Raw genomic sequence first — 21990 nt, 5'->3', positions numbered from 1 at the left:
TATATAAGGCAGGGAGTGTAACTTAGGAAGATAACAAGGAAAACAAAAAAGGGGCGCCGTAATTGGCGCCCCTTTTTTGTTTTACTCATCCTAATTCGGTGTATACCAAATTGGACTGGTATAGGCACGCTCCTGCTGGCTTGTTGGAGCACCCTCAGGTATTTCCTTCCCAAAACGGAAGGCATCATATAAATACCAGGGGGGTGTCGGAATTTCCATTACTCTGACATAATAGAATGCCCTTTCAGAAGGATCAAAATCCGGGTCTGTCCAAACTGTAGCCAGTTCAGATGCGCCTATGGTATTTGTCCAACTTGCCGTAGCAATATCCACTGTATTACCCACAGCAGGTAACTTGCCATCACGTCCAAGTTTGCGATCACCCGACCAAGCCACATCATAGACTTTTTCATGGGTTTTACCATCAGCGTCGAGCCATCCTTTAATAATTTGCATACGATCCAGGTTGGCCCCAATGGCATCCCGGATGGCATAGATCATAAAATTTGGCGATTTGCCAGAAGGAGGATTTACCAGATCACCTCCCATAGGAACGCCTTTCGCATAACCAGCGAAAGCTGGTTCCCGGCTTTGGATGTCTTCAGCTGTATATTCCCAGCCACCAAAGAAACGCACCATCATCCGTGGACCAGTAGTAGCATAAACTTCTTTACGGTGCATGGCATCCCATATAGACTCTCTGGTATTCTCTTTAGCCCAAACCCCAGTAATCCCAGCTGCAAGTTGTGACCAACCCAATATTTCTCCATTTTCATTTTTCATAAAGGGATGTGTCATCCTTTCCGGAGAAGGTTCGTAACCCGTATGTTTTCCAAAAAAATTATTTTCCTCAGATGTTGTCAATGAAGTATGACTATCTGTAGCACCCTGCAATCCGAATTTATAAGGATTTGTTCCAAACTTTTCCTCCAGGACCAGTCCATTTTTAAGAGCTTCACGGGTATACTCATACTGAAGCATATCATCCGTTTTTGCCTCTGATAGATCCAAATTACCTATATCCCATTTATAGTAGTCTGCAAACTCATCATTTACCGAGAGAAAAGGATGCGTTTCGCCGTCTCCTTTTATTTGCGTTATTTCATAAGTGCGTTCCCATTTGGCACGCTGCTCTACATAAAATTGGTCAAGTTTTTTACCCGTATACTGTGCGTCAATTGGAAACATAATACCATTGGACAGGTTTCCATTATGAGCTAAAGTTTGCACTTGTCCCCCGGTTTTAGCTACATAGTCTTCGAGATACTTATAAAGATCCAGAGGATCAGTACTTCCAACGGGGGCCTGAGTCGTAAATGGCACGACTTGTCCTGCCTTTTCTGCTCCATCACGAAAAATCACGTTTCGATGCATGTTTCCGCCCCTAACCAAAGAAGTCCACTCAAAACCTATAAATGCAGTAAAGTGCCCCGGATCATTAAATTCCTCCGCCGCGGCAATTACATCTTCCCATATAGTTTCATACCTTTTAGCACCTGGTGAATAATTCCCAAAAAGTTCAGGATCTACCTCTCCCTGTGAAAAGGTAGTAATCAGGTTCAAGGTAGCTTCAACAGCCTCTTGTCCTCCTGCCCTAAAACCCTTAGACCAACGTTCACCCTGTTCATATTCCATTACAAATGGCTCTGCCGCTAAAAGATCTGTAACAAATCCCAAACCATCTGAATGATCAGCTATAACCAGCCAATCTAAAGGCCTGGCCAATCTGGCTTGCTGGCCTGAAGAAGCTGTTACTTCTTCACCTCTGGCAAATCGATAAGCATCACGCACACCCAGCCGGTTTCCAAATCCACCGGCATCCATGGATAGTCCCGTATGCAAATGGGTTTCTCCAAATAAGGGTAAGGTTGCAAATTCGCGTTTCGCATATGGTGAATAGGTTTCCCCGGTATATTTAGTAGAAAGAATACGTCGCATATCTTCCTCAGTATTGGTGGTTTCACCCACCTTTAAAGGTCCTTGTGAACCAGTCACGGTCTGAGAATCTGTCTTAGATTCTTTGGATTTGTCTTGAGTACATGAAATAATGAGTGAAAATGAAATAAGTAATACAATTAATCCGGATAACAATTTCATAATTTTATCAATTAAAGTGAGCAAAATAATTTGAATATTGAAGGGGAATAATTCTATATAAATATACTTATTTATTGAATTCTAAGCAATGTCTATGTGAGTTATTTTTATGATGTACAAATAAAAGTATGATGTGTGAATAAATGAATTAAAATATGAGTTCATTTATTGCTAATCATCATTTCTTCCTCGTAAGCTGCCATATTCAATATATTAAAAATTTGGAGGCATAAGGCGGGATATGCGTAAAACAATTTATATTTGAAACAATTCGCTAAGTATTGGATTTATTTTTATTTGAACTATTTAAATTGGGTAATTACTTTATGTTGAGATTAACCTCTTTTGGCCATATCAGATGAAAAATAAATATTAATTGTACCAATCAAATGGAAAATATTAAAGAAAGAAACAGTGCCGGCAGCATCATAGCTGTTACTTGTATACTCTCATTGCTTTATGCAATACTCAGATACCATGTAATGGGCCCTGTACCCTGGAAAGATTTTCCATTTTTTATTCTCAATAAAGGAATCTCACTCGCTGCTTTTGTATTAATTACCTTCAATTTTAGTCTGGGACCTTTGAACAATCTTGGCGCGAGGGTAGGGGAAGGCTGGTTAAACGCCCGCAAAGCTATTGGTATGACAGGATTTCTACTGGTGCTAATTCATGCCCTTATAAGTTTTATGATATTTAAGCCGGCCATATTTGGAAAATTTTTTGAAGCCGATGGGACACTTACTCTTCTGGCAGGAATAAGTATGCTAGGAGGAGTTTTAGGTTTTGTAATTCTTTGGGCTTATAATTTGAGTTTTCAGACCCACTTAAGTGAAGATAAAGCATTTATTAGATTTATTACCTCCCGAAACTTTTTGCTGGTAGCTTTATTATTTGGTATAATCCATATCTTTTTTATGGGTTACCCGGGTTGGATGAACCCGTCTGGATGGCACGGTGGCCTTCCTCCAATTAGCTTAGTGGCATTTGCTATTTGCAGTTTGGGTTATATCATTAATCTTATAGGAAGAAAATAAACTAAAGTATTATGAAATCGTTTATTAAACAGCCCTTGGTTCATTTCCTTTTAATCGGACTTGGATTTTTTCTGATCTTTAATTTTTTTGGCTATGGAGATAAATTAGATTCCAAAACCATTGTTGTTGATAAGGAATCTTTGATGACTTATTTACAATACCGTTCCAAAGCATTTAACACCCAGGTCTTTGAAGATAAACTGGCTTCAATGACAAAAGAAGAGCAAGAAAGTCTTATTAGTGAATACGTAAGGGAGGAAGCCCTTTATCGTGAAGCTATGGCCATGGGACTCGATAAGGAAGATTATATTATTAAAAGGAGAATGATTCAAAAAGTAGAGTTTATTTCACAGGGAATAGCAGAAGCAGTTACGGATATGACTGATGAGCATATTAAAACGTATTATAAAGAAAATATGGAAGACTATTTTGTTGAGCCTATTGTTACTTTCACCCATGTGTTCTTTGATTCTCAGAAATGGTCACCAATGGAAGCCATGAAAAAGGCCGAGGCCGAGGTGAAATATTTAAATAACCATAATATTACATTCAGCGAGGCTCCCGGCAGAGGTGACCGGTTTTTTTATCATACCAACTATGTGGAACGAAACCTGGAATATGTAGAAAATCATTTTGGGTCGGCTATGACCAAAACTATCTTCGAATCCGACTCCTCGGATAAGAAATGGCTGGGTCCATTTCAATCTCAATACGGTTTGCACATAGTGATGCTCACAAAAAAAGTAGCAGGCAAATATCCTGACTTGGATGTTGTCATAGACAGGGTAACAGAGGATGCCAGAAGGGAATACACACGAAAGAGAAGTGATGAAAACATTCAAGAGATTATTGATGAATATGAAGTAAAACTCGTATACGATCTCCAATCAAAGGCTGAAAAATAGGTTAATGATAAAAATAAGTTTTGATCTTGTGTACAAAATTTAAGACGTTAAATCCTTTATATAGTAGATGGCTACATTAATAAAAAAAATCATTACTCTTAGCATTTTTCTTATCCTTGCTACGGTTAGTTGGGCTCACGAATCCCGTCCCCTTTTCGTTGAAGTTAGCGAAAAGGAACCCGGTGTTTATGAACTACAATATAAAATCCCTCCTACCATACCGGAGTTTAATCTACCTGAGATAGGTCTATCAGATTCTTACAAAGCATTAGATCGATTAGCTGTGTATCAAACAGAAAGCGGCTTCATTAAAAAGCAGACTTTTAAATCAACTATAGCACTCAACGGAACTCTGATAAGTATTAAGTACCCGGTAATGAATCCTTCGGTGGCTTCTATTATTAAAGTTAGCTTGTTGAATGGACAGAAATTTACTAAACTTTTAGGACCTGACGAATTGATATGGCGAGTACCGCAAGAGGAAAGCTTTGCCGCTGTGGCCCGGCAATACAGCATTTTAGGCATCAAACACATACTTGAAGGCTGGGATCATCTATTATTTTTAATTTGCCTTATGCTGGTGGCAGGAATAGGTAAAAAACTGTGGATCACCATTACCGGATTTACCATTGCACATTCAATAACCCTTGCCTTGTCTGCATTAGATGTAGTGCGTTTACCTATCCCTCCTGTTGAGGCTGTAATTGCGCTTAGTGTAGTATATCTTGCAGTGGAAATTACACTACAGAAAAAGGATTCGCTTACTTATAGATATCCTATAGCGGTATCTTCATCTTTTGGGCTCCTGCATGGTTTTGGTTTTGCCGCTGTTCTGTCTGATATAGGGCTTCCTCAAATTGAGGTAGTTACCAGCCTGTTGTTCTTTAATGTTGGGGTAGAATTGGGACAGATCATTTTTGTTCTTGGGATTTTACTATTGTGGCTATTAATCCGTAAAATATCTTTTGATAAAAATTTGAATTCCAAATTTAAATTCAAAAGGGTTGCTTTAGAAAAGTCAGCAGCTTATTTCTGTGGTTGCCTGGCTAGTTACTGGATGATTGAAAGATTGTACGGCTTTTTTATTTGAGTAGAACTTTAAGCATTGCATCACAAAATAATTCTTGGACATTGAAGAATTAGGGTAATTATGATTATTTGATGTGAATCACTTCTCGAAACAGCCAAATCGTATTCATAAAAAACGGCGCCATAATTGGCGCCGTTTTGAACTAGGATAATTCTAGTTGATGGATTATTAATTAAGGAATTTGTAACTCGCTCCAACCATAAGCATGGAAGTTGTCATATCATAAGAAACTTCACTGCCGGGAACAGCTCCGTAAGGAGGGAAGCTGGATACTAACTCAGGATTTAGGATTGGTCCTGAAGTGGCTTCTCCACTAAAGCCCATATGGTAAACTCCATCAATGGCCCAACGATCGCTTATTTCATAACTCAAGCCCAGTTGAAATGCATTTTTAATGATGGCCGTGGCTGGTACGTTAAAGAACGCTACATCACTGCCAATTGGATTAGAACTATAGGTATATCCAAGCCTTAAAGGTAATCTGTCAACACCTTTGTATTGAATACCAGCTGAAACAATACTAATGTTATCCCAGCCAAATCCGGCAACGGAGGCTGTTGGTGTCCAGCCTACAGTAGAAAATCCGTCAGTTTTATCATATTGAACATATCTGTAATCTAAAGCCAGATCAAATTGGCCAGGAGAAAAACCGAGGCCTACGGACCAGATAGCGGGGTAATCCATTTTGAATTCATTTTCACCGGTACTTGAATCCAGATAGGTGTTATCAAATTTAAAATCGCCAAACGATTGCTTGGTTTTATAAGAAGCACCTGCAGAGAATCCGTTCCCGGAATCATAGAATAGGCCCAATTGCCCTCCAAAACCAAAAGCTGTTGAATTGTCTGTTGATGGATATCCTGCTAATGTTGGATTAGCTGTTGGGTTTGGGATTAATTTTAAAGTTGCGTAATTAAAAGTGGGTTGAAGACCTATGGAAAATTTATCCGATAATTCATATGCATATGTGAATCCTAATTGCAGTAAATTATAGTTAGATTCTATTCGTCCAAATCCACCCATGCTTTGAGGCATATTAATAGGATTAGTAGTGCTTTCAGGGAAAGTAACCCCAAATCCGCTGATACCAAAAGCAGACGCGCCAAATGTATGTCGGCTGCCTTCTTTTCCCCATACCATTGCCAAAGCTGGCAGAGGTGAGACACCCCTGTCGTCTTCAGTTGTACCGCTAAATACGTTTCCGGTAGGATCGGTTACAGTAGAACTCAATTCCGGTGAGGAGAAGAATAAACCTAAGTCAAACTTTATGATCTTCTCATCAAATGTTGAAATAGAAGCAGGGTTCCATTGAATTGCACCTGAAATATCCAAAGGCTGACCTGTTGCGGCACCACCCATTGACATATTTACAGCCCCCACACCCTGCATGATATGGCCTGCCTGTGAATATGCAGCAGTTGCAAATAATAGAAAACAAAGTTTTAAAAAATATGCTTTCATTTTTAAGTAATTTATGCAACTAAAAACAAATCCTAACCGCTTCGAACTATGGTTATTTTTTATTGATAATTGCTGGTTAACATCTCAATTAAAAAGCAAAGTTAAATTCAAGCTTTTCTAATAATTATGACAATTATCATAGATTATAATTATATGTAAAACCGTGATCTAAGGTATGATTTCAGTAATAGTTTTTGGGGATTAAAACCTGTGAAAAGGCCTGTATTAATTAGTGTTTACGACACTATACTATTTAGGATAACTTAAGAAATGACTTAAGTAACATAGGTTACATTCACTCAAAATTGATAAAAACAGATTTGATTCATCCAAAATAGCAATGTGGGACAAATAGAAGTTCCTGGACCAATGCAACGCACAATGATAAAAGTCATTCTTTTTTAGTTAGCAAAAAGAGAGCTTTGTAACCTTGGTTACTGTGCAAGTGCTAATTGCTTAATACTTTTATACTATAAATTTAATTATTTAAAAAATGAAAATAGAACAGATCTATACGGGATGTTTAGCCCATGCAGCTTATTACCTGGAGAGCAAAGGTGAAGCCGCAATATTTGATCCATTAAGGGAGGTAGAACCATATATTGCAAGAGCAAAGAAAGATAAAGCGGCGATAAAGTATGTTTTTGAAACACATTTTCATGCAGATTTTGTTAGTGGTCATTTAGATTTAAAGAAAAAGACCGGTGCAGAAATTGTATTTGGGCCAACCGCTAAACCCGGATATGAAGCTACTGTCGCAAAGGATAATCAGATTTTTAATGTTGGGGATTATCAGGTTAAAGTGATTCACACTCCTGGTCATACTATGGAGAGTACTACTTATTTGTTAATTGATGAGAATGGAAAAGAGCATGGTTTAATAACTGGTGATACATTATTTATTGGAGATGTTGGTAGACCAGATCTTGCTCAACATGTAGTTTCTGAACTTACTGAGGAAAAATTGGCAGGACATCTATTTGATTCACTTCGTAATAAAATCATGCCATTAAATGATAATTTGATTGTTTACCCAAATCATGGGGCAGGTTCCGCTTGTGGAAAAATGATGAGCAAGGAAACAACTGACACTCTGGGGCATCAGAAAAAAGTAAATTATGCATTGAGGCCTGATATGACAAAAGATGAATTTATAAAGGAACTTCTTACAGGCTTAACAGCACCTCCTGGCTATTTCCCACAAAATGTTTTGCTGAATATTAAGGGGTATGAGAGTCTTGACACTGTAAGAGAAAGAGGGGAAAAGCCTTTGCCACCAAATGCCTTTGAAGTTGTTGCGAATGAAACAAATGCGCTAATGTTGGACACGCGTAAACCCGAAGACTTTGCGAAAGGACATATTCCCAACAGTATAAGTATTGGCCTTGATGGCAATTTCGCTCAATGGGTTGGAGAAATGATACCAGATGTACAACAGGAAATTTTGTTAATAACCTATCCTGATAAAGAAGAAGAAGCTATTACCAGACTTTCAAGAGTTGGTTATGACCATACTATTGGTTTCTTAGATGGTGGATTTAAGAGTTGGCAAAAAGCGAGGAAGCAGGTTGAAAGAATTAAGAGAATTACGGCAAATCAGTTTGAAAAGGCATATTTTGGGGAAGGACCACTTGCCTTTGATATAAGGAAAAAAAGTGAATTTGATTCTGAACATGTTATTGGTGCGATTAATGTTCCTTTAAATGAATTAAATGAACACCTTTCTCAATTTCCCATAGATAAACCCTTTGTGCTTTATTGTGAAGGAGGTTACAGAAGTATGATCGCTGCATCAATATTAATGCAACGAGGGTGGGAAGATTTCGTTGATGTCGCAGATGGTTTCGATGAAATTAAGAAAACAAAGGTTGAGAAATCGGATTATATATGTCCGACAACCATGTTATAGAAATTTGTTTTAAAGTTTGTTTTGGTTGATTGTTACGGGAATGACCAAATTATTTTTGGTCGTTCCCTTTAATCAGAACTTTAATATTTAATAAAAAGAGTTATACTAATGTCATTATTTAAAACACTATTCGGGTCAAAAGCGGAACAATCAGACAAATTTGAAGTTTTAGAGGCCTCAAAATATAAAGAGGCTATTACAGATCCGAAAGTTCAGTTGGTGGATGTTAGAACAGCCAAAGAATATAAACGTTGGCACATCGGGAAGGCCATTAATATTGATTTCTTTGATAAAGTTGATTTTCAAAAATCGTTTGAAAAATTGCAAAAAGATAAACCAGTTTACCTCTATTGCCAATCTGGAAACAGAAGTCAAAAAGCAGCAAGAAAACTTATCGAGATGGGATTTGAAAAGATTTACGATCTAAAAGGAGGAATTATAAGATGGAAATAACAATGTAGATATTCAAACAAGACAAAATAAAATAAATTATGAAGGCCTCAGTAATAGTTCAAAACCTAAAGTGTGGCGGTTGTGCAAAAACCATCACTAGTAAATTATCGGAAATGAACCATCTTTCAGACATTGATGTGGATACAGAAACGGCCACAGTTCATTTTACCTGCGAAAATGTGGATGATGCCATATTAGTCAAGGATAAACTAAAAGCACTGGGATATCCTTCTATTGAGTATAAAAATAGCGTATCTGCTAAAGCACGTTCATTTTTTAGTTGTGCCAGCGGGAAAATGTCGAAATAATGAAGTACCTATTACTTCTTATAGGGCTATTTTTCCTGACCTCATGTAAAGACTCGCCTAAACCTAGCCTTCAGGCCGTTGAAAAAACCTCAGGAACCGAATTATTAGTTGATCAATCTCACTCGGGAAAAGTATCCATAGATACACTTGAAAAATATAAGAAGTTAGGTCAGAAGTACGCAGCTACTACGAAGGGTGTATTAGGTAAGAAACTAGTGCAGGCTATTACGGAAAAAGGCCCGGACGGCGCAGTTGAATTTTGTAATATAAATGCACTTCCACTAACAGACAGTATATCTTTGGCTCATGGGGCCAAAATAAGACGTGTTTCTGATAAGCCCAGAAATCCTTTAAACAAAGCCAATGAAAAGGAGCTGGTATTTATAACTGACTTTAAAAAAATGCTGGCATCAGGTAAGGCTGTAGAACCCATATTGGATACCACAGGTGGGCAGATAGACTTCTATTATCCTATTATCACAAATGCCATGTGTCTTCAGTGTCATGGAGTGCCGGAAGAGCAGATCGCAACATCCACTTTAGCTATATTAAATAAACTCTATCCAAAAGATATGGCCCAAGATTACCAGGTGAACGAGGTCAGAGGTATCTGGGCCATAAATTTTAAAGAAAATAATTAACTGATATTTTACTTATTATTCATCCTTGGGCTTCACAAATCCATATATTTCCTGATGCACAAAATCATGGGGAAATTTATCATCTCCCGGGAAACCAAGTTCTATTGTTCCGCTGTCTTCAGGAACATGACTAGTTTTAAAAATATAATCCCAGAGACTTAAACTGATTCCAAAATTAATACCATATTTACCTTCTGGTAAGTCCATTGCATGATGATATAGATGCATGACCGGATTGTTTAAAATATACTTTAATGGGCCATAGGTAATTTTAATATTGGAATGATTTAAATGACCAATGGTAATAGCGAGAAAGTGAACCACATATGCCTGTTCTGGTTCAAATCCACCCAGAATCATTACGCCGAAAACTTTTAGGGGTTTGTATAAGATATTCTCCATCCAATGATAGCGTAGATGGGCGGCAAACCCCATTTCTTTGACAGAATGATGTACTTTATGAAAATTCCATAAAATAGGATACTTGTGAAGCAGGATATGTGTAAACCATTGTACAAAGTCTAAAACAATGAAAAACAAAAGCAATTGCAACCACATTGGCATGCTGGATATATCTACAATAGCCAGGCTTTTAGCTGTTATACCTAAATCGCTGAATAAAGCTTCCAATATTTTATAGAATCCACTAATGGCTATAGCGAACATGAAAAAATTAAAGAACATGTAAAAAGCATCCAGCCAAAAGTCTTTTCTAAAAATAGATTGGTCCTTTCTCCAGGGAAAAAGAATTTCGAGAATCCAAACAGCCAATGAAATTACTACAAGACCCCAAAAATAGTTTGTATACCATGGGACTTCAAATAGAATAGACTTCCATGTCCATTCTAAACTTCCTGTAAAAGCCGAAACAAAAGCGTCAATATATTTTTCCATAATGTTTTGATTTTATAATATTATACTATCTTTTTCATAAGGTAATTCGTCAAAATAACTCCATTCCACCCAGGATCCATCATAGTTCCTTACGTTTTCAAACCCCATTAACTCAGTTAAAACAAAAGTTGTCAAAGATGATCTGTAACCGGTATGACAATAAACAACAACCGTATCTTTTGCACTCATTTCCACACCCTTGTAAACCTTTTGTAATTCCTCAATAGACTTAAACTTTTTATTGCCCTCCAGATCAACGGCTTCAGCCCAATCTGTGTGAATGCTTGTTGCTATTCTCCCTGCTTTTGAGGCACCTTTTTTTATAAGGGATCCTGAGTATTCTTCAGAACTCCGGGTATCAATAAGAATAATATTTTTACTCTCATTGGTTATTAAACCTATTAGTTCGTCTTTGTCAATCCACAATTTTTCACTCCTTTTTTCCGGAAGATAGAATTGGGTAGGAGGGTATGAGATAGGTTTAGTCGAAAGTTTTCCACCTATGCTTTCCCAGCTCTTTAGTCCGCCATTTAATATCTTCACAGATTTAAAATCATAATAGGTTAATAAACACCATAAACGAGCAGCATCAGAGGATCCCTTATCGTCATATACAACGATAAGATCATCGTTACTTATTCCGATTTTGCCAAAAAAAAGCTCAATATTTTCCTTATCAGATCTCATCCCTTCGTATGGGTATGAACTATCAGAAACGTCTGTACGCCATATATTTAAGGAACCATAAATATGTCCATTCTTATAATTCTTCGGATTTCTGAAATCCACTATTTTTATATTTTCATCTTTAAAAATTCTTACTAATTCTTTCGCCTCTATAAGATGTTCCGATGAGGCATAATTTGAAAGGACAAGGTTTGGTTTTTCTTTTACTCCATTACAGGATATAAGCAAAATATACAATACTGTATAAATACTAATCTTTGAGCTCATACCATTCAATATCTGATAATAATTCACGTCTTCCCTTTTTCTTAGGTGGGTAATTGGTTACCAGATAGTTTACAATTATTGCTTCATTATTTCCCAGATCCCATAAATTTTGGGTTTCCTGCATCCATCTGATAGTAGCAATCCATCTTTCCTCATTCATTCTATTTTGGGTGACTAGTTTTGCAGAATGACAATTTGTACAATTATTTACCACTGTCATTAGTCCGTCGGCTTCTATAAGACCGGTTCGCACATGTACACCATTTTCAATCTTGTCAAAATCATCTGATTCCTGAACAGCAACATATTCCGGCTCAACTTCTGATACTTTTTTCATGGTCCAATCCGGGTTAGACAACAAAAACAGGATTCCTATGGCAGCTACAATGAATAAGCCAAATAAACCTGCCATAAGTCTATAGATGGCTTTTACCTGTTGTTTAAACTTAGAGTGTTCCTGCATTTATGTAACCTTTACTGCAATTCTATGGCATGCGTTATTAAGGTAACCCTTTGGATTCCAACCTGGTAATAACATAGGTTGACTTATACCGTTGGAATCTGTGGCCCGCGCCCACACTTCATAATAACCTTCCTTTGGAAAGCCTATTGAAGCATTAAAATGTTGCCACGCCAATCTGTTTGCCGGTTTTTCTATTGGACAGGACTGCCAGGTGGAACCAAAATCTATGGAATATTCCATTTGCGTTACTTCAAGCTCTCCGGCCCAGGCATGTCCCCGGATGTCCAGTTTTTTACCTTTATTAATTATAGCCCCTGATTTTGGATAGGTTATTAATGATTTTACAGGCATAGATTCAATTATACACATATCCTCATCTTTAACTTTCTCGCCTGGAGCCACAGGATTACAAGGTACTCTGTATGCCGTGCCGGTCATTTTAGTGCCATCATGTACCTTATTTCGAATACTGATTCTATTTATCCATTTCCCGGAAACCGAAGCGGGCCAGCCCCCGGCAATCAGCCGTAAAGGGTAACCATGAGCTAATGGAATGTCCTTGTTGTTCATTTTAAAAGCAAGTAAGGTTTCCTCCTGCAGTGCCTTTATCATAGGGGCACCACGTGAAATTGGTTCTTTCCCCGGATCCCTGCTTAAATGTACATCCGCAGCGTGATATCCAATATAAACTGCGTCATCTTTTATTCCAACATCTTCCAAAACGTCTTTTAGCCTGATTCCGGTCCAGGTAGCACAGGAAACCGCCCCAATTGTCCATTGATTTCCCTTTGCGGGCGGGTCAAATTCACTTCGGCCATTCCCGCCACATTCCAGGGTTAATTGGTAGGTATACTGCGGAAATTTTGATTTTAACTCTGCCAGGGTATATGTTTTCTCTTGCCTTACCGACTCTCCATCAAATGTTAAGGTCCATTTGTCAGCGTCTATGTTTTCCGGGATTAATCCATTGTTACGAATAAACATAAACTTGTTAGGCGTTATTTTATCATCCAAAAGGTGAGCCTTTGCTTCAATATTCCAGGGTTTGTCGTTTAGCACGACCATCCCTTTATCCTTGTCAAACATTTTGAAGGGGTCGGGGTCCTGGAAGGCCAGTGGTTTGTATCCTTCGGGCATAACCGAACCAAAAACAATATCCGCACCTATTACGGAGGCCATGGTGCCTATAGTCGCCTTTTTAACGAAGTTTCGTCTTTTCATTGAGTCTGTTTCTTTCTAAAGATTCTAAATTAAGAATTTATTTAATAAAGTGAGTGTAACAAATGTTACTATGCTTGAAATATTTGTAAATATATTTAGGATATCGTAAAAATATTTTCAAAATAAAATCTCATCATCAAATTCTGATTATTGGACGAGGAGCTGCCGGAATTATGATTACAGTCCCTTTATTGTAAAACATCACACTTCTAAAGTAAAGCAAACTGTATATTCATTTTTTCTTATATTTAAAATCAACATTATTATCCTCGGTAAAGAAAATATTCTTTCTCGCGGATTAGATCAAACGGGATCAGATTCCGTTCAAAATTTCAATATATGATCATTCATAATTACGGAACTGAAAATTCTTTACTAAATCAATTCGTTGCTGAACTCAGGGATATAAATATTCAAAAGGATTCCATGCGTTTTCGAAGGAATATTGAACGGATTGGTGAAATTCTGTGTTATGAATTAAGTAAAACGCTAAATTATAAGGTAAGTACGATTCAAACGCCTTTTGGGCATAAAACCATGGCCTTGCCATTAAATAATCTTGTTTTGTGTTCTGTATTAAGGGCCGGTTTGCCTTTACATCGTGGACTTTTGAATTATTTTGACAAAGCTGAGAACGCTTTTATTTCAGCCTACAGGCATCATCCGGAAGGGGGTAATGAATTTGATGTAATCGTAAAATATTTTGCGGCTCCGGCTTTGGGGGGTAAGACCTTGATACTAACAGATCCTATGCTGGCAACCGGTAAGACCTTAGAGAATGTATTAAAGGCTTTAAAAAACCATGGCCAACCCAAGCAGATTCACATAATTTCTGTAATTGGCTCTACAACAGGGATAGCATATGTAAAAAGTGTTTTCCCGGAAAATACGCATCTGTGGATCGCAGCCATTGATGATGAATTGACTGCCAAAGGATATATCATTCCCGGATTGGGCGATGCCGGGGATCTTGCTTACGGGACCAAACTTTAGTTTCTATTTAATCACCCCAAGATTATCAACCAGCCGTCTGCATTCTCAGAAACAAGTAATGAGTTCTTTCATTATATATGCAATTCTGTTCACATATTCTGTAACAAAAGTTACCAGATTTCGGTAACATATGTTACTGCCTGCACATTCTTCTAAGGTTAATTTTGCTTCAAAATAATTAGTTGATGAAGAATACACTGCAAATACTGATCATGTTAAGCGTTTTTTTTGTAAATGCCCAAAAAGGCGTACTGATTACCAAGGGAGAGATTATGAACAAGGTGATGGAGTTCAATGCAACCTTAAAAATCTCAGAAAAAGACATTATGGCTGCTGAAGGTGATTTTAGACAAACCAATGCAGTACTATTGCCCAATATTAGTCTTTCACATACGGGGATAGCTACGAACAATCCGTTGATGGCTTTTGGAATTAAATTAAATCAGCAAATTGTAACACAAGCCGATTTTAATCCAGACCGCCTGAATAATCCAAGTCAAATTGAAGATTATGCAACCCGGTTTGAGATTCAACAACCTTTGTTAAATTTTGATGGCTTCTACCAACGCAAAGCGGCAAAAGCCAAATTGACAGCCTCGGAATACCAATCCGGGCGCACTCGGGATTACCTGATGCTGGAGGTTGAAAAAGCATACATGCAGTTGCAGCTGGCCTACAAAACAGTAGAAGTTTTGGAAAAAACAAAGGTGGCTGCAATGGAAAATAAAAGGCTGGCAGACAACAGCTTTAAACAGGGATACCTTCAAAGATCTGATGTACTGGCTGTGGAAGTACGGGTAACAGAAATTGATAATCAACTGCAATATGCAAAAAGTAATATTCAAAATGCCTCCAATTACCTATCGGTTATGATGAATGACTCCACCTACCAGCTAATGACTCCTGTCGATTCACTTAAGGTTTTTGCAAACCAATTTTCTTTGAAAAGTGTATCGGAGAATAGAAAAGATATTTTGGCTATGGAATCAGCTAAGGAGGCCTATTATCAAACATATAGGTCTGATAAAATGAGTTTTTTACCTAAGCTGAATGCTTTCGGGACCTATGAATTACATGATGAACAGGTGTTTCGGGGAAGTGCCAGTGGCTATCTCTTTGGGGCAGAATTGAGATGGGATGTCCTGAACGGGACTAAGCGATTTGGTAAAGCCCATAAAAGTAAGGCAGAATTTGAAAAAGCCAAATTGGAATTAGAGCAATACAAATCAGAAAGTCAGCTAGAGCTCAACAAAGCCAGGCGTATGCTACAGGACACAAAAAATAATCTGGAGCTTACAATCCTCGCTTTAAATCAATCCAAAGAAGCGTTGAGAATTCGCAGCAATCGTTTTGCACAAGGTTTGGAAAAAACGACGGATCTGCTCTTGGCCGAAACGCAATATGCACAGAAACAACTGGAATATTATTTCACCATTTTTCAGCATAATTCTGCGGTGGCTTACATGGAATTTTTAACAAAAGAGTAATTAAATAATGAAGATTAAAAACCAAAATATGCAAAAATTATACGTGATACTTCTGATATTTCTTGTCTGGAGTTGTAGTAATAAAGAGAAGAAAGAACAACAGGCAAATGAGCTTGTTATTCCGGTAACAGTAAGAATGGTTGGCGAGATTGATGGCCCGAATATGATTTCCACCAGCGGAACGATAGAAGCCGTTAAAAGTGCCAACTTAAGCACCCGAATCATGGGCCATGTAGACAAGATTCATGTCGGGATAGGGGATAAGGTTACTAAAGGACAACTGCTATTGAGCATCAACAACACGGAACTGTCCGCGAAACTTGCTCAGGTAAATGCCGGAATTGCTGAAGCTACAGCAGCCTATAACAATTCAGAAAAAGACCTGAAAAGATTTACAGCATTGTTTAACGAAAATAGCGCTTCCCAGAAGGAACTGGATGATATAACTGCTAATTTCAATATGGCCAAAGCGAGACTGGAGGGCGCAAGGCAAATGAAAAATGAAGTAAATGCACAATTTTCTTATGCAGATATTCGTGCTCCTTTTAACGGAGTAGTAACCAATAAGTTCATAAACCCCGGTGATATGGCAAATCCTGGAAAGCCTCTTCTTGAAGTAGAAGCTCCCGGGAAATATCAGGTACTGACTTTAGTACCCGAATCTGAAATAACAAAAATCAAACAGGGCATGGAAGTGCAGGTGAGTTTAAACTCCTTGAATGAGAATGTCCCGGGAGAAGTTGTTGAGGTAAGTAGCTCATCTAAAAATACAGGTGGTCAGTATCATGTTAAAGTGTCCTTATCGGAAACAAGCGCGCCTATCCTATCCGGGATGTATGCCACAGTCAAATTTTCTATAGCAAGAGATAATCAATCAAGAGCAACTTTAATACCACTTGAGGCAGTTGTTCAAAAAGGACAATTATCCGGAGTATATACAGTAAGTGAGAGTAACACCGCCCTTCTCAGATGGCTTCGTTTGGGACGGTCCTATGGTGATAAGGTTGAGGTTTTATCCGGCTTAACAACAGATGAAAGTTTTATTATTTCATCAAATGGAAAATTATATAACGGAGCTAAAATATCTATACAATAGATCCGGGTTAGGTTTGTTTACCACCCATCAAGAAAAGAAGTTTATAAAGCAATAATAAAAATATGAAAGAAGGATTAGCAGGGAAAATTGCAAAGTTGTTTATAGGATCAAAGCTAACAGTGCTCCTAATGATAGTTTTTATGATCATTGGGGTATACAGCTCCTTTTTAATTCCAAGGGAGGAAGAACCTCAGATTGATGTTCCCATTGCTGATATTTTTGTGGGATACCCAGGAGCCAGCCCTACCGAAGTTGAGTCAAGGGTGGTAAAGCCTCTGGAAAAACTTATCTCCAATATCAAAGGGGTTGAATATGTTTATTCTACTTCCATGAATGAACAGGCCATGGTTATTGTGCAGTTTTATGTGGGTGAGGATATTGAGCGGTCTTTTGTTAAACTATATAATGAGATTAACAAGCATATGGATATCATACCGCAGGGTGTGACCTTTCCATTAGTAAAAACCAGGGCTATTGATGATGTGCCAATGCTGGGTTTAACCTTGTGGAGTGAGAATTATGATGATTACCAGCTGAAGCAGATTGCACAGGAGCTTACAGACGAAATTGAAAAAATAAGTGATGTTTCGGCTATTCAAAAAATTGGTGGCAGGAACAGGCAATTAAGGGTAGTTCTTGATAAAGATAAGATGGCAGAAAGCGGTGTGGATTTCCTTTCCGTTGCCCAGATGATAAAGGCCAACAACAGCCAGCTTCGTAGCGGTACTTTTGATAAGTATGACACAGAGTTCACTGTAACAACCGGGAGGTTTTTGGAAACTACGGAAGATGTTGAAAATTTGGTTGTAGGCGTTCAACAAAATCAACCAATATATCTGAAACAAATTGCCGAAATACATGATGGAGCTGAATTGCCAAAAAATTATGTTTCTCTTGGTTATGGCCAGGCAAGTGAAAATGCACAACTTTATAACTCTGAGTATCCAGCTGTTACCATTTCAATAGCCAAACGAAAAGGAGCAGATGCCATGAAGATTTCAGATATTATTCTGGATAAGGTTGAACATCTAAAACAAAACCTGATTCCCAGCAATGTACATGTGGAAGTAACAAGAAATTATGGCGAAACCGCTTCTCAAAAAGTATCAGAACTATTAATGCACCTTATAGGGGCAATTATAGCGGTAACTTTCGTGGTGATGTTGGCCATGGGTTGGCGAGGTGGTTTGGTGGTGTTTTTATCAGTTCCAATCACATTTGCCCTTACATTACTCAGCTATTATATGCTGGACTATACGCTAAATAGAATTACTCTTTTTGCTTTGGTATTTGTAACAGGTATTGTGGTTGATGATTCCATAATCATTGCCGAGAATATGCACCGCCATTTCAAAATGAAGCGTTTGCCATTCAAACAAGCTGCTCTATACGCGATTAATGAAGTTGGAAACCCAACAATTTTGGCAACTTTCACGGTCATTGCATCGGTACTACCTATGGCATTTGTTTCTGGGTTAATGGGGCCATATATGTCCCCTATGCCAATTGGAGCATCTATTGCAATGATTTTGTCTTTGTTTGTGGCACTTACAATTACTCCTTACCTCGGTTTTATTTTTCTACGTGAAAAAGAAAAAGTGGGTAAGAAAAAAGAAGAGAAACAACTAGAGGATACATTTATTTATAGGATCTATGAGAGATTTGAAAAGCCTCTGCTAGAAAATAAAAAGATACGCTGGATATTTTTGGGAATAACTTTCATTTTGTTACTGGCTTCGGTGGCCATGTTCTTTACTAAATCGGTAGCTGTAAAAATGCTTCCTTTCGATAATAAAAACGAATTTCAGGTGGTCATAGACATGCCTGAAGGTACTACTCTTGAAAGGACTGCAGTTGTTGCAAAAGAAATTTCTCAGTATTTATCTACTCGTCCGGAAGTCGTTAATTATCAAAGCTACGTTGGGACTTCAGCTCCTATAACCTTTAACGGATTAGTAAGGCATTATGATCTCAGAGCCGGGAGTAATGTTGCAGATATTCAGGTAAACCTGGTTGATAAACACGAAAGAAGTGCTCAAAGTCATCAAATTGCCAGCCTTTTGCGTCCCGAAATAAGAAAAATTGGAAAAAAATATAATGCGAACGTAAAAGTAGTGGAAGTACCCCCTGGACCACCGGTGTTATCCACTATTGTGGGGGAAATTTATGGGCCGGATTATGACAAGCAGATTGCCGTCGCTAGTCAGGTGCAAAGTCTATTAAACAATACCAAAGATGTAGTGGATGTGGATTGGATGGTAGAAGCGGACCAAACCGAATATGAATTTATCATTGACAAACAAAAGTCTATGCTTTATGGAGTGGCACCAGAGCAAATTACGCAAACATTAAATTTGGCGCTTTCTGAGAGACCCATTACTAACTTGTATGATGAAGACGCATCCAACCAGGTAAGCTTGATACTCGCCCTGGATGAAAAAGAGAAATCCACCATGAATGATATTTCTCAACTCAAAGTTAAATCCGGAATGGGAACTATGAATACTATAGGCGACTTAACGGAAATTAATAAAACCATTACTGCCAAAAGCATTTATAGAAAAAATCAAAAACGGGTGGTTTATGTGATTGCTGATATGGCCGGAGAACTTGAAAGCCCCGTTTATGCTATCTTGGGCATGACAGATAAATTAAAGGAAATTGATATTCCGGAAGGATATAAGCTTGAGGAACTTTACATTAATCAGCCAAATTTTGAAGATGATTACACTATAAAATGGGATGGAGAGTGGCAGATTACTCTGGAAGTATTCAGAGATTTAGGGATTGCATTTCTAGGGGTAATTGTCATTATCTATATTTTAATTGTAGGCTGGTTTCAAAATTTTAAGGCACCTATTGTGATGATGGTAGCCATTCCTCTATCCTTAGTAGGGATTGTATTTGGCCATTGGATATTAGATGCATTCTTTACGGCTACTTCTTTTATTGGAATGATAGCTTTGGCCGGAATAATGGTAAGAAATTCCGTGCTGCTAATAGACTTTATAAATCTTCGTGTTGCAGAAGGTGTTCCGTTAAAACAAGCTGTTATAGATGCCGGGGCAGTTCGAACGACCCCTATTCTTTTAACTGCAGGAACGGTTGTCATTGGTGCTTTTGTTATTCTTTTTGATCCGATATTTCAGGGCTTAGCTATTTCACTAATGGGTGGGACAATTGCCTCAACAGTGCTTACTCTGTTAGTGGTACCACTGGTATATTACTTAATAGAACGTAAAAATCACAAAATATGAAACTACTTATTGTTACCGTAGTCGAGCAGTACGAAGAGATCATACTGCAACTTTTTAAAAAAGCCGATATTGAAAATTTTAGCGGTTCAGAAATCGAAGGATATAAACAAAAGGCATCCATTTTAATGACCTCAAATTGGTTTCCTGGTGTAAAAGGAGGTGTCGAATCCACTCTGTTTTTCTCCTTCACCAAAGATGAAAAAATAGATTCGCTCTTTAGCTTGATAAAAGAGTTTAATGAAAATTTGGCAACCAACAATCCAATAAAAGCGATTGTAGTTCCCATAGAAAGATCAATTTAAAAGATTATTAATATGAAAAACAGAATTGTTAGGGCTGTTGCCGGAACCTTTATTTTAATTAGCTTAATACTAGCCATTTACGTAAATATTAATTGGTTATGGTTTACTGCCTTCGTGGGCATAAACCTCTTACAGTCATCATTCACAAAATGGTGTTTAATGGAGGATATTTTATCCAAATTTGGTGTAAAGGATTAGCTAAATTCTTTCCGGCCTGATATATTTATAAGTAAGGTGCCAGTCTATCATAAGGAGTAAATACTTCGATTATACTTCAATAATTGATTTGAACTACCTTGGAAAGACAACATAGATCTACTTATATAAGTATAATAACTTTTTATAACTTTTAAAGTAAGGTTTATCCTGAAAATCCTACTTTTATGGCATAATAATTATAGTTTAATATTTAATCATGTCAGAAAAAATTGAACGTGTAAAAACACTCATATTGGGTTCAGGCCCTGCAGGTTATACGGCTGCTATTTATGCAGCCAGGGCAGATTTAAAACCACTTATGTATACCGGGATGGAGCCCGGAGGGCAGTTAACCACCACCACGGAAGTCGATAATTTTCCAGGTTACCCTGAAGGTATAGATGGACCTACAATGATGGTCCAGTTGCAGCAACAGGCCGAGCGCTTTGGAACAGAGGTTCGAATTGGTATGGCAACTGCAGTTGACTTCAGTGACGAAGTCGGAGGGATTCACAAAGTAACCATAGATGATTCTAAAGTAATTGAGGCTGAAACCGTAATTATTTCCACAGGAGCAACTGCAAAGTATTTGAATATACCAAGTGAACAACGTTTACGAGGAGGTGGTGTTTCGGCATGCGCTGTTTGCGACGGATTTTTTTACAAAGGACAAGATGTAGCAATTGTAGGGGGTGGAGATACCGCGGCAGAAGAGGCATCTTATCTTGCTAATATTTGTAATAAAGTTACGATGTTGGTTCGTAAGGATTATATGAGAGCTTCCAAGGCCATGCAACATAGGGTAGACAGTCTGCCAAACATTGATTTAAGATATAATTCGGAAGTGGATGAAATATTAGGGGATCAGGTCGTTGAAGGTTTACGAATTGTGAATAATAAAACTGGTGCAAAAGAGGAAATTCCGATTACAGGATTCTTTGTTGCCATAGGTCATAAACCCAATACGGAAATTTTCAAGGGTCAGTTAGAGATGGATGACACTGGATATCTTATAACACATGGTAAATCCACTAAAACAAGCAAGCCAGGGGTTTTTGCAAGTGGTGATGTTCAGGATAAGGAATACAGACAAGCCGTAACGGCAGCAGGAACCGGTTGTATGGCTGCTTTGGATGCAGAACGCTATTTGGCTACTATAGAATCCCCGCAAGTAGTATCCTGAAGTATATAATAAATATATTTGTTGCAATAAAAAAAAGACCG

General features: G+C 37.9%; 20 protein-coding genes. 14 read left to right on the top strand and 6 right to left on the bottom strand.

Annotation, left to right across the window (positions count from 1 at the left end):
- Positions 1-90: 90 nt before the first annotated feature.
- The gene (locus tag ABJH90_RS08620) at positions 91-2097 is read right to left on the bottom strand and encodes a DUF3604 domain-containing protein (RefSeq protein WP_348138372.1); all 2007 of its coding nucleotides are present in this window, start codon (positions 2095-2097) and stop codon (positions 91-93) included.
- A gap of 389 nt (positions 2098-2486) precedes the next feature.
- On the opposite strand from ABJH90_RS08620, the gene ABJH90_RS08615 reads away from it, so the two are divergent.
- The 3 genes from ABJH90_RS08615 (at position 2487) to ABJH90_RS08605 (ending at position 5129) form a co-directional block, all read left to right on the top strand.
- Complete coding sequence (locus tag ABJH90_RS08615; RefSeq protein ID WP_348138370.1) at positions 2487-3134, top strand: hypothetical protein; 648 nt, start codon at positions 2487-2489, stop codon at positions 3132-3134.
- An 11-nt stretch (positions 3135-3145) separates the two neighbouring features.
- A complete protein-coding gene (locus ABJH90_RS08610; protein WP_348138368.1) occupies positions 3146-4039 on the top strand; it encodes a peptidylprolyl isomerase in 894 nt (297 codons plus the stop codon).
- A 67-nt stretch (positions 4040-4106) separates the two neighbouring features.
- Positions 4107-5129 (top strand): HupE/UreJ family protein, encoded by a 1023-nt coding sequence (locus ABJH90_RS08605; RefSeq protein WP_348138366.1) that lies wholly within the window; start codon positions 4107-4109, stop codon positions 5127-5129.
- Between the two features lie 168 nt (positions 5130-5297).
- Here the strand turns inward: ABJH90_RS08605 and ABJH90_RS08600 are convergent, their stop codons facing one another.
- Positions 5298-6590 (bottom strand): outer membrane protein transport protein, encoded by a 1293-nt coding sequence (locus ABJH90_RS08600; protein WP_348138364.1) that lies wholly within the window; start codon positions 6588-6590, stop codon positions 5298-5300.
- Between the two features lie 493 nt (positions 6591-7083).
- On the opposite strand from ABJH90_RS08600, the gene ABJH90_RS08595 reads away from it, so the two are divergent.
- From ABJH90_RS08595 to ABJH90_RS08580, 4 genes are all read left to right on the top strand, one after another.
- Positions 7084-8499, top strand: a complete 1416-nt coding sequence (locus tag ABJH90_RS08595) for an MBL fold metallo-hydrolase (protein ID WP_348138362.1) — start codon at positions 7084-7086, stop codon at positions 8497-8499.
- Positions 8500-8607: 108 nt separating this feature from the next.
- Entirely contained in the window at positions 8608-8952 is a 345-nt protein-coding gene (locus ABJH90_RS08590; RefSeq protein WP_348138360.1) for a rhodanese-like domain-containing protein, read from the top strand.
- A 38-nt stretch (positions 8953-8990) separates the two neighbouring features.
- On the top strand, positions 8991-9260 hold the full coding sequence (locus tag ABJH90_RS08585) for a heavy-metal-associated domain-containing protein (RefSeq protein ID WP_348138357.1): 270 nt from the start codon (positions 8991-8993) through the stop codon (positions 9258-9260).
- Positions 9260-9901, top strand: a complete 642-nt coding sequence (locus ABJH90_RS08580) for a DUF3365 domain-containing protein (RefSeq protein ID WP_348138355.1) — start codon at positions 9260-9262, stop codon at positions 9899-9901. The genes ABJH90_RS08585 and ABJH90_RS08580 overlap by 1 nt, the downstream gene beginning before the upstream one ends.
- A gap of 15 nt (positions 9902-9916) precedes the next feature.
- Here ABJH90_RS08580 and ABJH90_RS08575 read toward each other — a convergent pair whose 3' ends face one another.
- From ABJH90_RS08575 to ABJH90_RS08560, 4 genes are read right to left on the bottom strand one after another with little or no spacing between them, the layout of a single operon-like run.
- Positions 9917-10795: a sterol desaturase family protein gene (locus ABJH90_RS08575; RefSeq protein WP_348138353.1), complete on the bottom strand. Its 879-nt coding sequence runs from the start codon at positions 10793-10795 to the stop codon at positions 9917-9919.
- Positions 10796-10807: 12 nt separating this feature from the next.
- The gene (locus ABJH90_RS08570) at positions 10808-11749 is read right to left on the bottom strand and encodes a rhodanese-like domain-containing protein (RefSeq protein ID WP_348138351.1); all 942 of its coding nucleotides are present in this window, start codon (positions 11747-11749) and stop codon (positions 10808-10810) included.
- Entirely contained in the window at positions 11733-12212 is a 480-nt protein-coding gene (locus ABJH90_RS08565) for a monoheme cytochrome C (protein WP_348138349.1), read from the bottom strand. Before ABJH90_RS08565 ends, ABJH90_RS08570 begins: the two co-directional genes overlap by 17 nt.
- Positions 12213-13433 carry a sulfite oxidase gene (locus ABJH90_RS08560; RefSeq protein WP_348138346.1) on the bottom strand — a complete coding sequence of 407 codons (1221 nt, stop codon included), beginning with the start codon at positions 13431-13433 and terminating at the stop codon, positions 12213-12215.
- Positions 13434-13772: 339 nt separating this feature from the next.
- Here ABJH90_RS08560 and upp point away from each other — a divergent pair, with 339 nt between their 5' ends.
- The 7 genes from upp (at position 13773) to trxB (ending at position 21949) form a co-directional block, all read left to right on the top strand.
- A complete protein-coding gene (gene upp / locus ABJH90_RS08555) occupies positions 13773-14426 on the top strand; it encodes a uracil phosphoribosyltransferase (RefSeq protein ID WP_348138344.1) in 654 nt (217 codons plus the stop codon).
- Between the two features lie 185 nt (positions 14427-14611).
- Complete coding sequence (locus tag ABJH90_RS08550) at positions 14612-15913, top strand: TolC family protein (RefSeq protein WP_348138342.1); 1302 nt, start codon at positions 14612-14614, stop codon at positions 15911-15913.
- A 28-nt stretch (positions 15914-15941) separates the two neighbouring features.
- The gene (locus tag ABJH90_RS08545) at positions 15942-17009 is read left to right on the top strand and encodes an efflux RND transporter periplasmic adaptor subunit (protein WP_348138340.1); all 1068 of its coding nucleotides are present in this window, start codon (positions 15942-15944) and stop codon (positions 17007-17009) included.
- A gap of 62 nt (positions 17010-17071) precedes the next feature.
- Positions 17072-20266 (top strand): efflux RND transporter permease subunit, encoded by a 3195-nt coding sequence (locus tag ABJH90_RS08540; RefSeq protein WP_348138338.1) that lies wholly within the window; start codon positions 17072-17074, stop codon positions 20264-20266.
- The gene (locus ABJH90_RS08535; RefSeq protein ID WP_348138336.1) at positions 20263-20568 is read left to right on the top strand and encodes a hypothetical protein; all 306 of its coding nucleotides are present in this window, start codon (positions 20263-20265) and stop codon (positions 20566-20568) included. The genes ABJH90_RS08540 and ABJH90_RS08535 overlap by 4 nt, the downstream gene beginning before the upstream one ends.
- A 12-nt stretch (positions 20569-20580) precedes the next feature.
- The gene (locus tag ABJH90_RS08530) at positions 20581-20766 is read left to right on the top strand and encodes a DUF2892 domain-containing protein (protein ID WP_348138333.1); all 186 of its coding nucleotides are present in this window, start codon (positions 20581-20583) and stop codon (positions 20764-20766) included.
- 217 nt (positions 20767-20983) lie between these two features.
- Positions 20984-21949, top strand: a complete 966-nt coding sequence (gene trxB / locus ABJH90_RS08525; protein WP_348138331.1) for a thioredoxin-disulfide reductase — start codon at positions 20984-20986, stop codon at positions 21947-21949.
- The last annotated feature ends 41 nt before the right edge of the window (positions 21950-21990 follow it).

It is taken from the genome of Eudoraea sp. (assembly GCF_039969275.1).
GTDB lineage: Bacteria > Bacteroidota > Bacteroidia > Flavobacteriales > Flavobacteriaceae > Eudoraea.
This window is presented reverse-complemented; position numbering and strand designations above follow the sequence as displayed.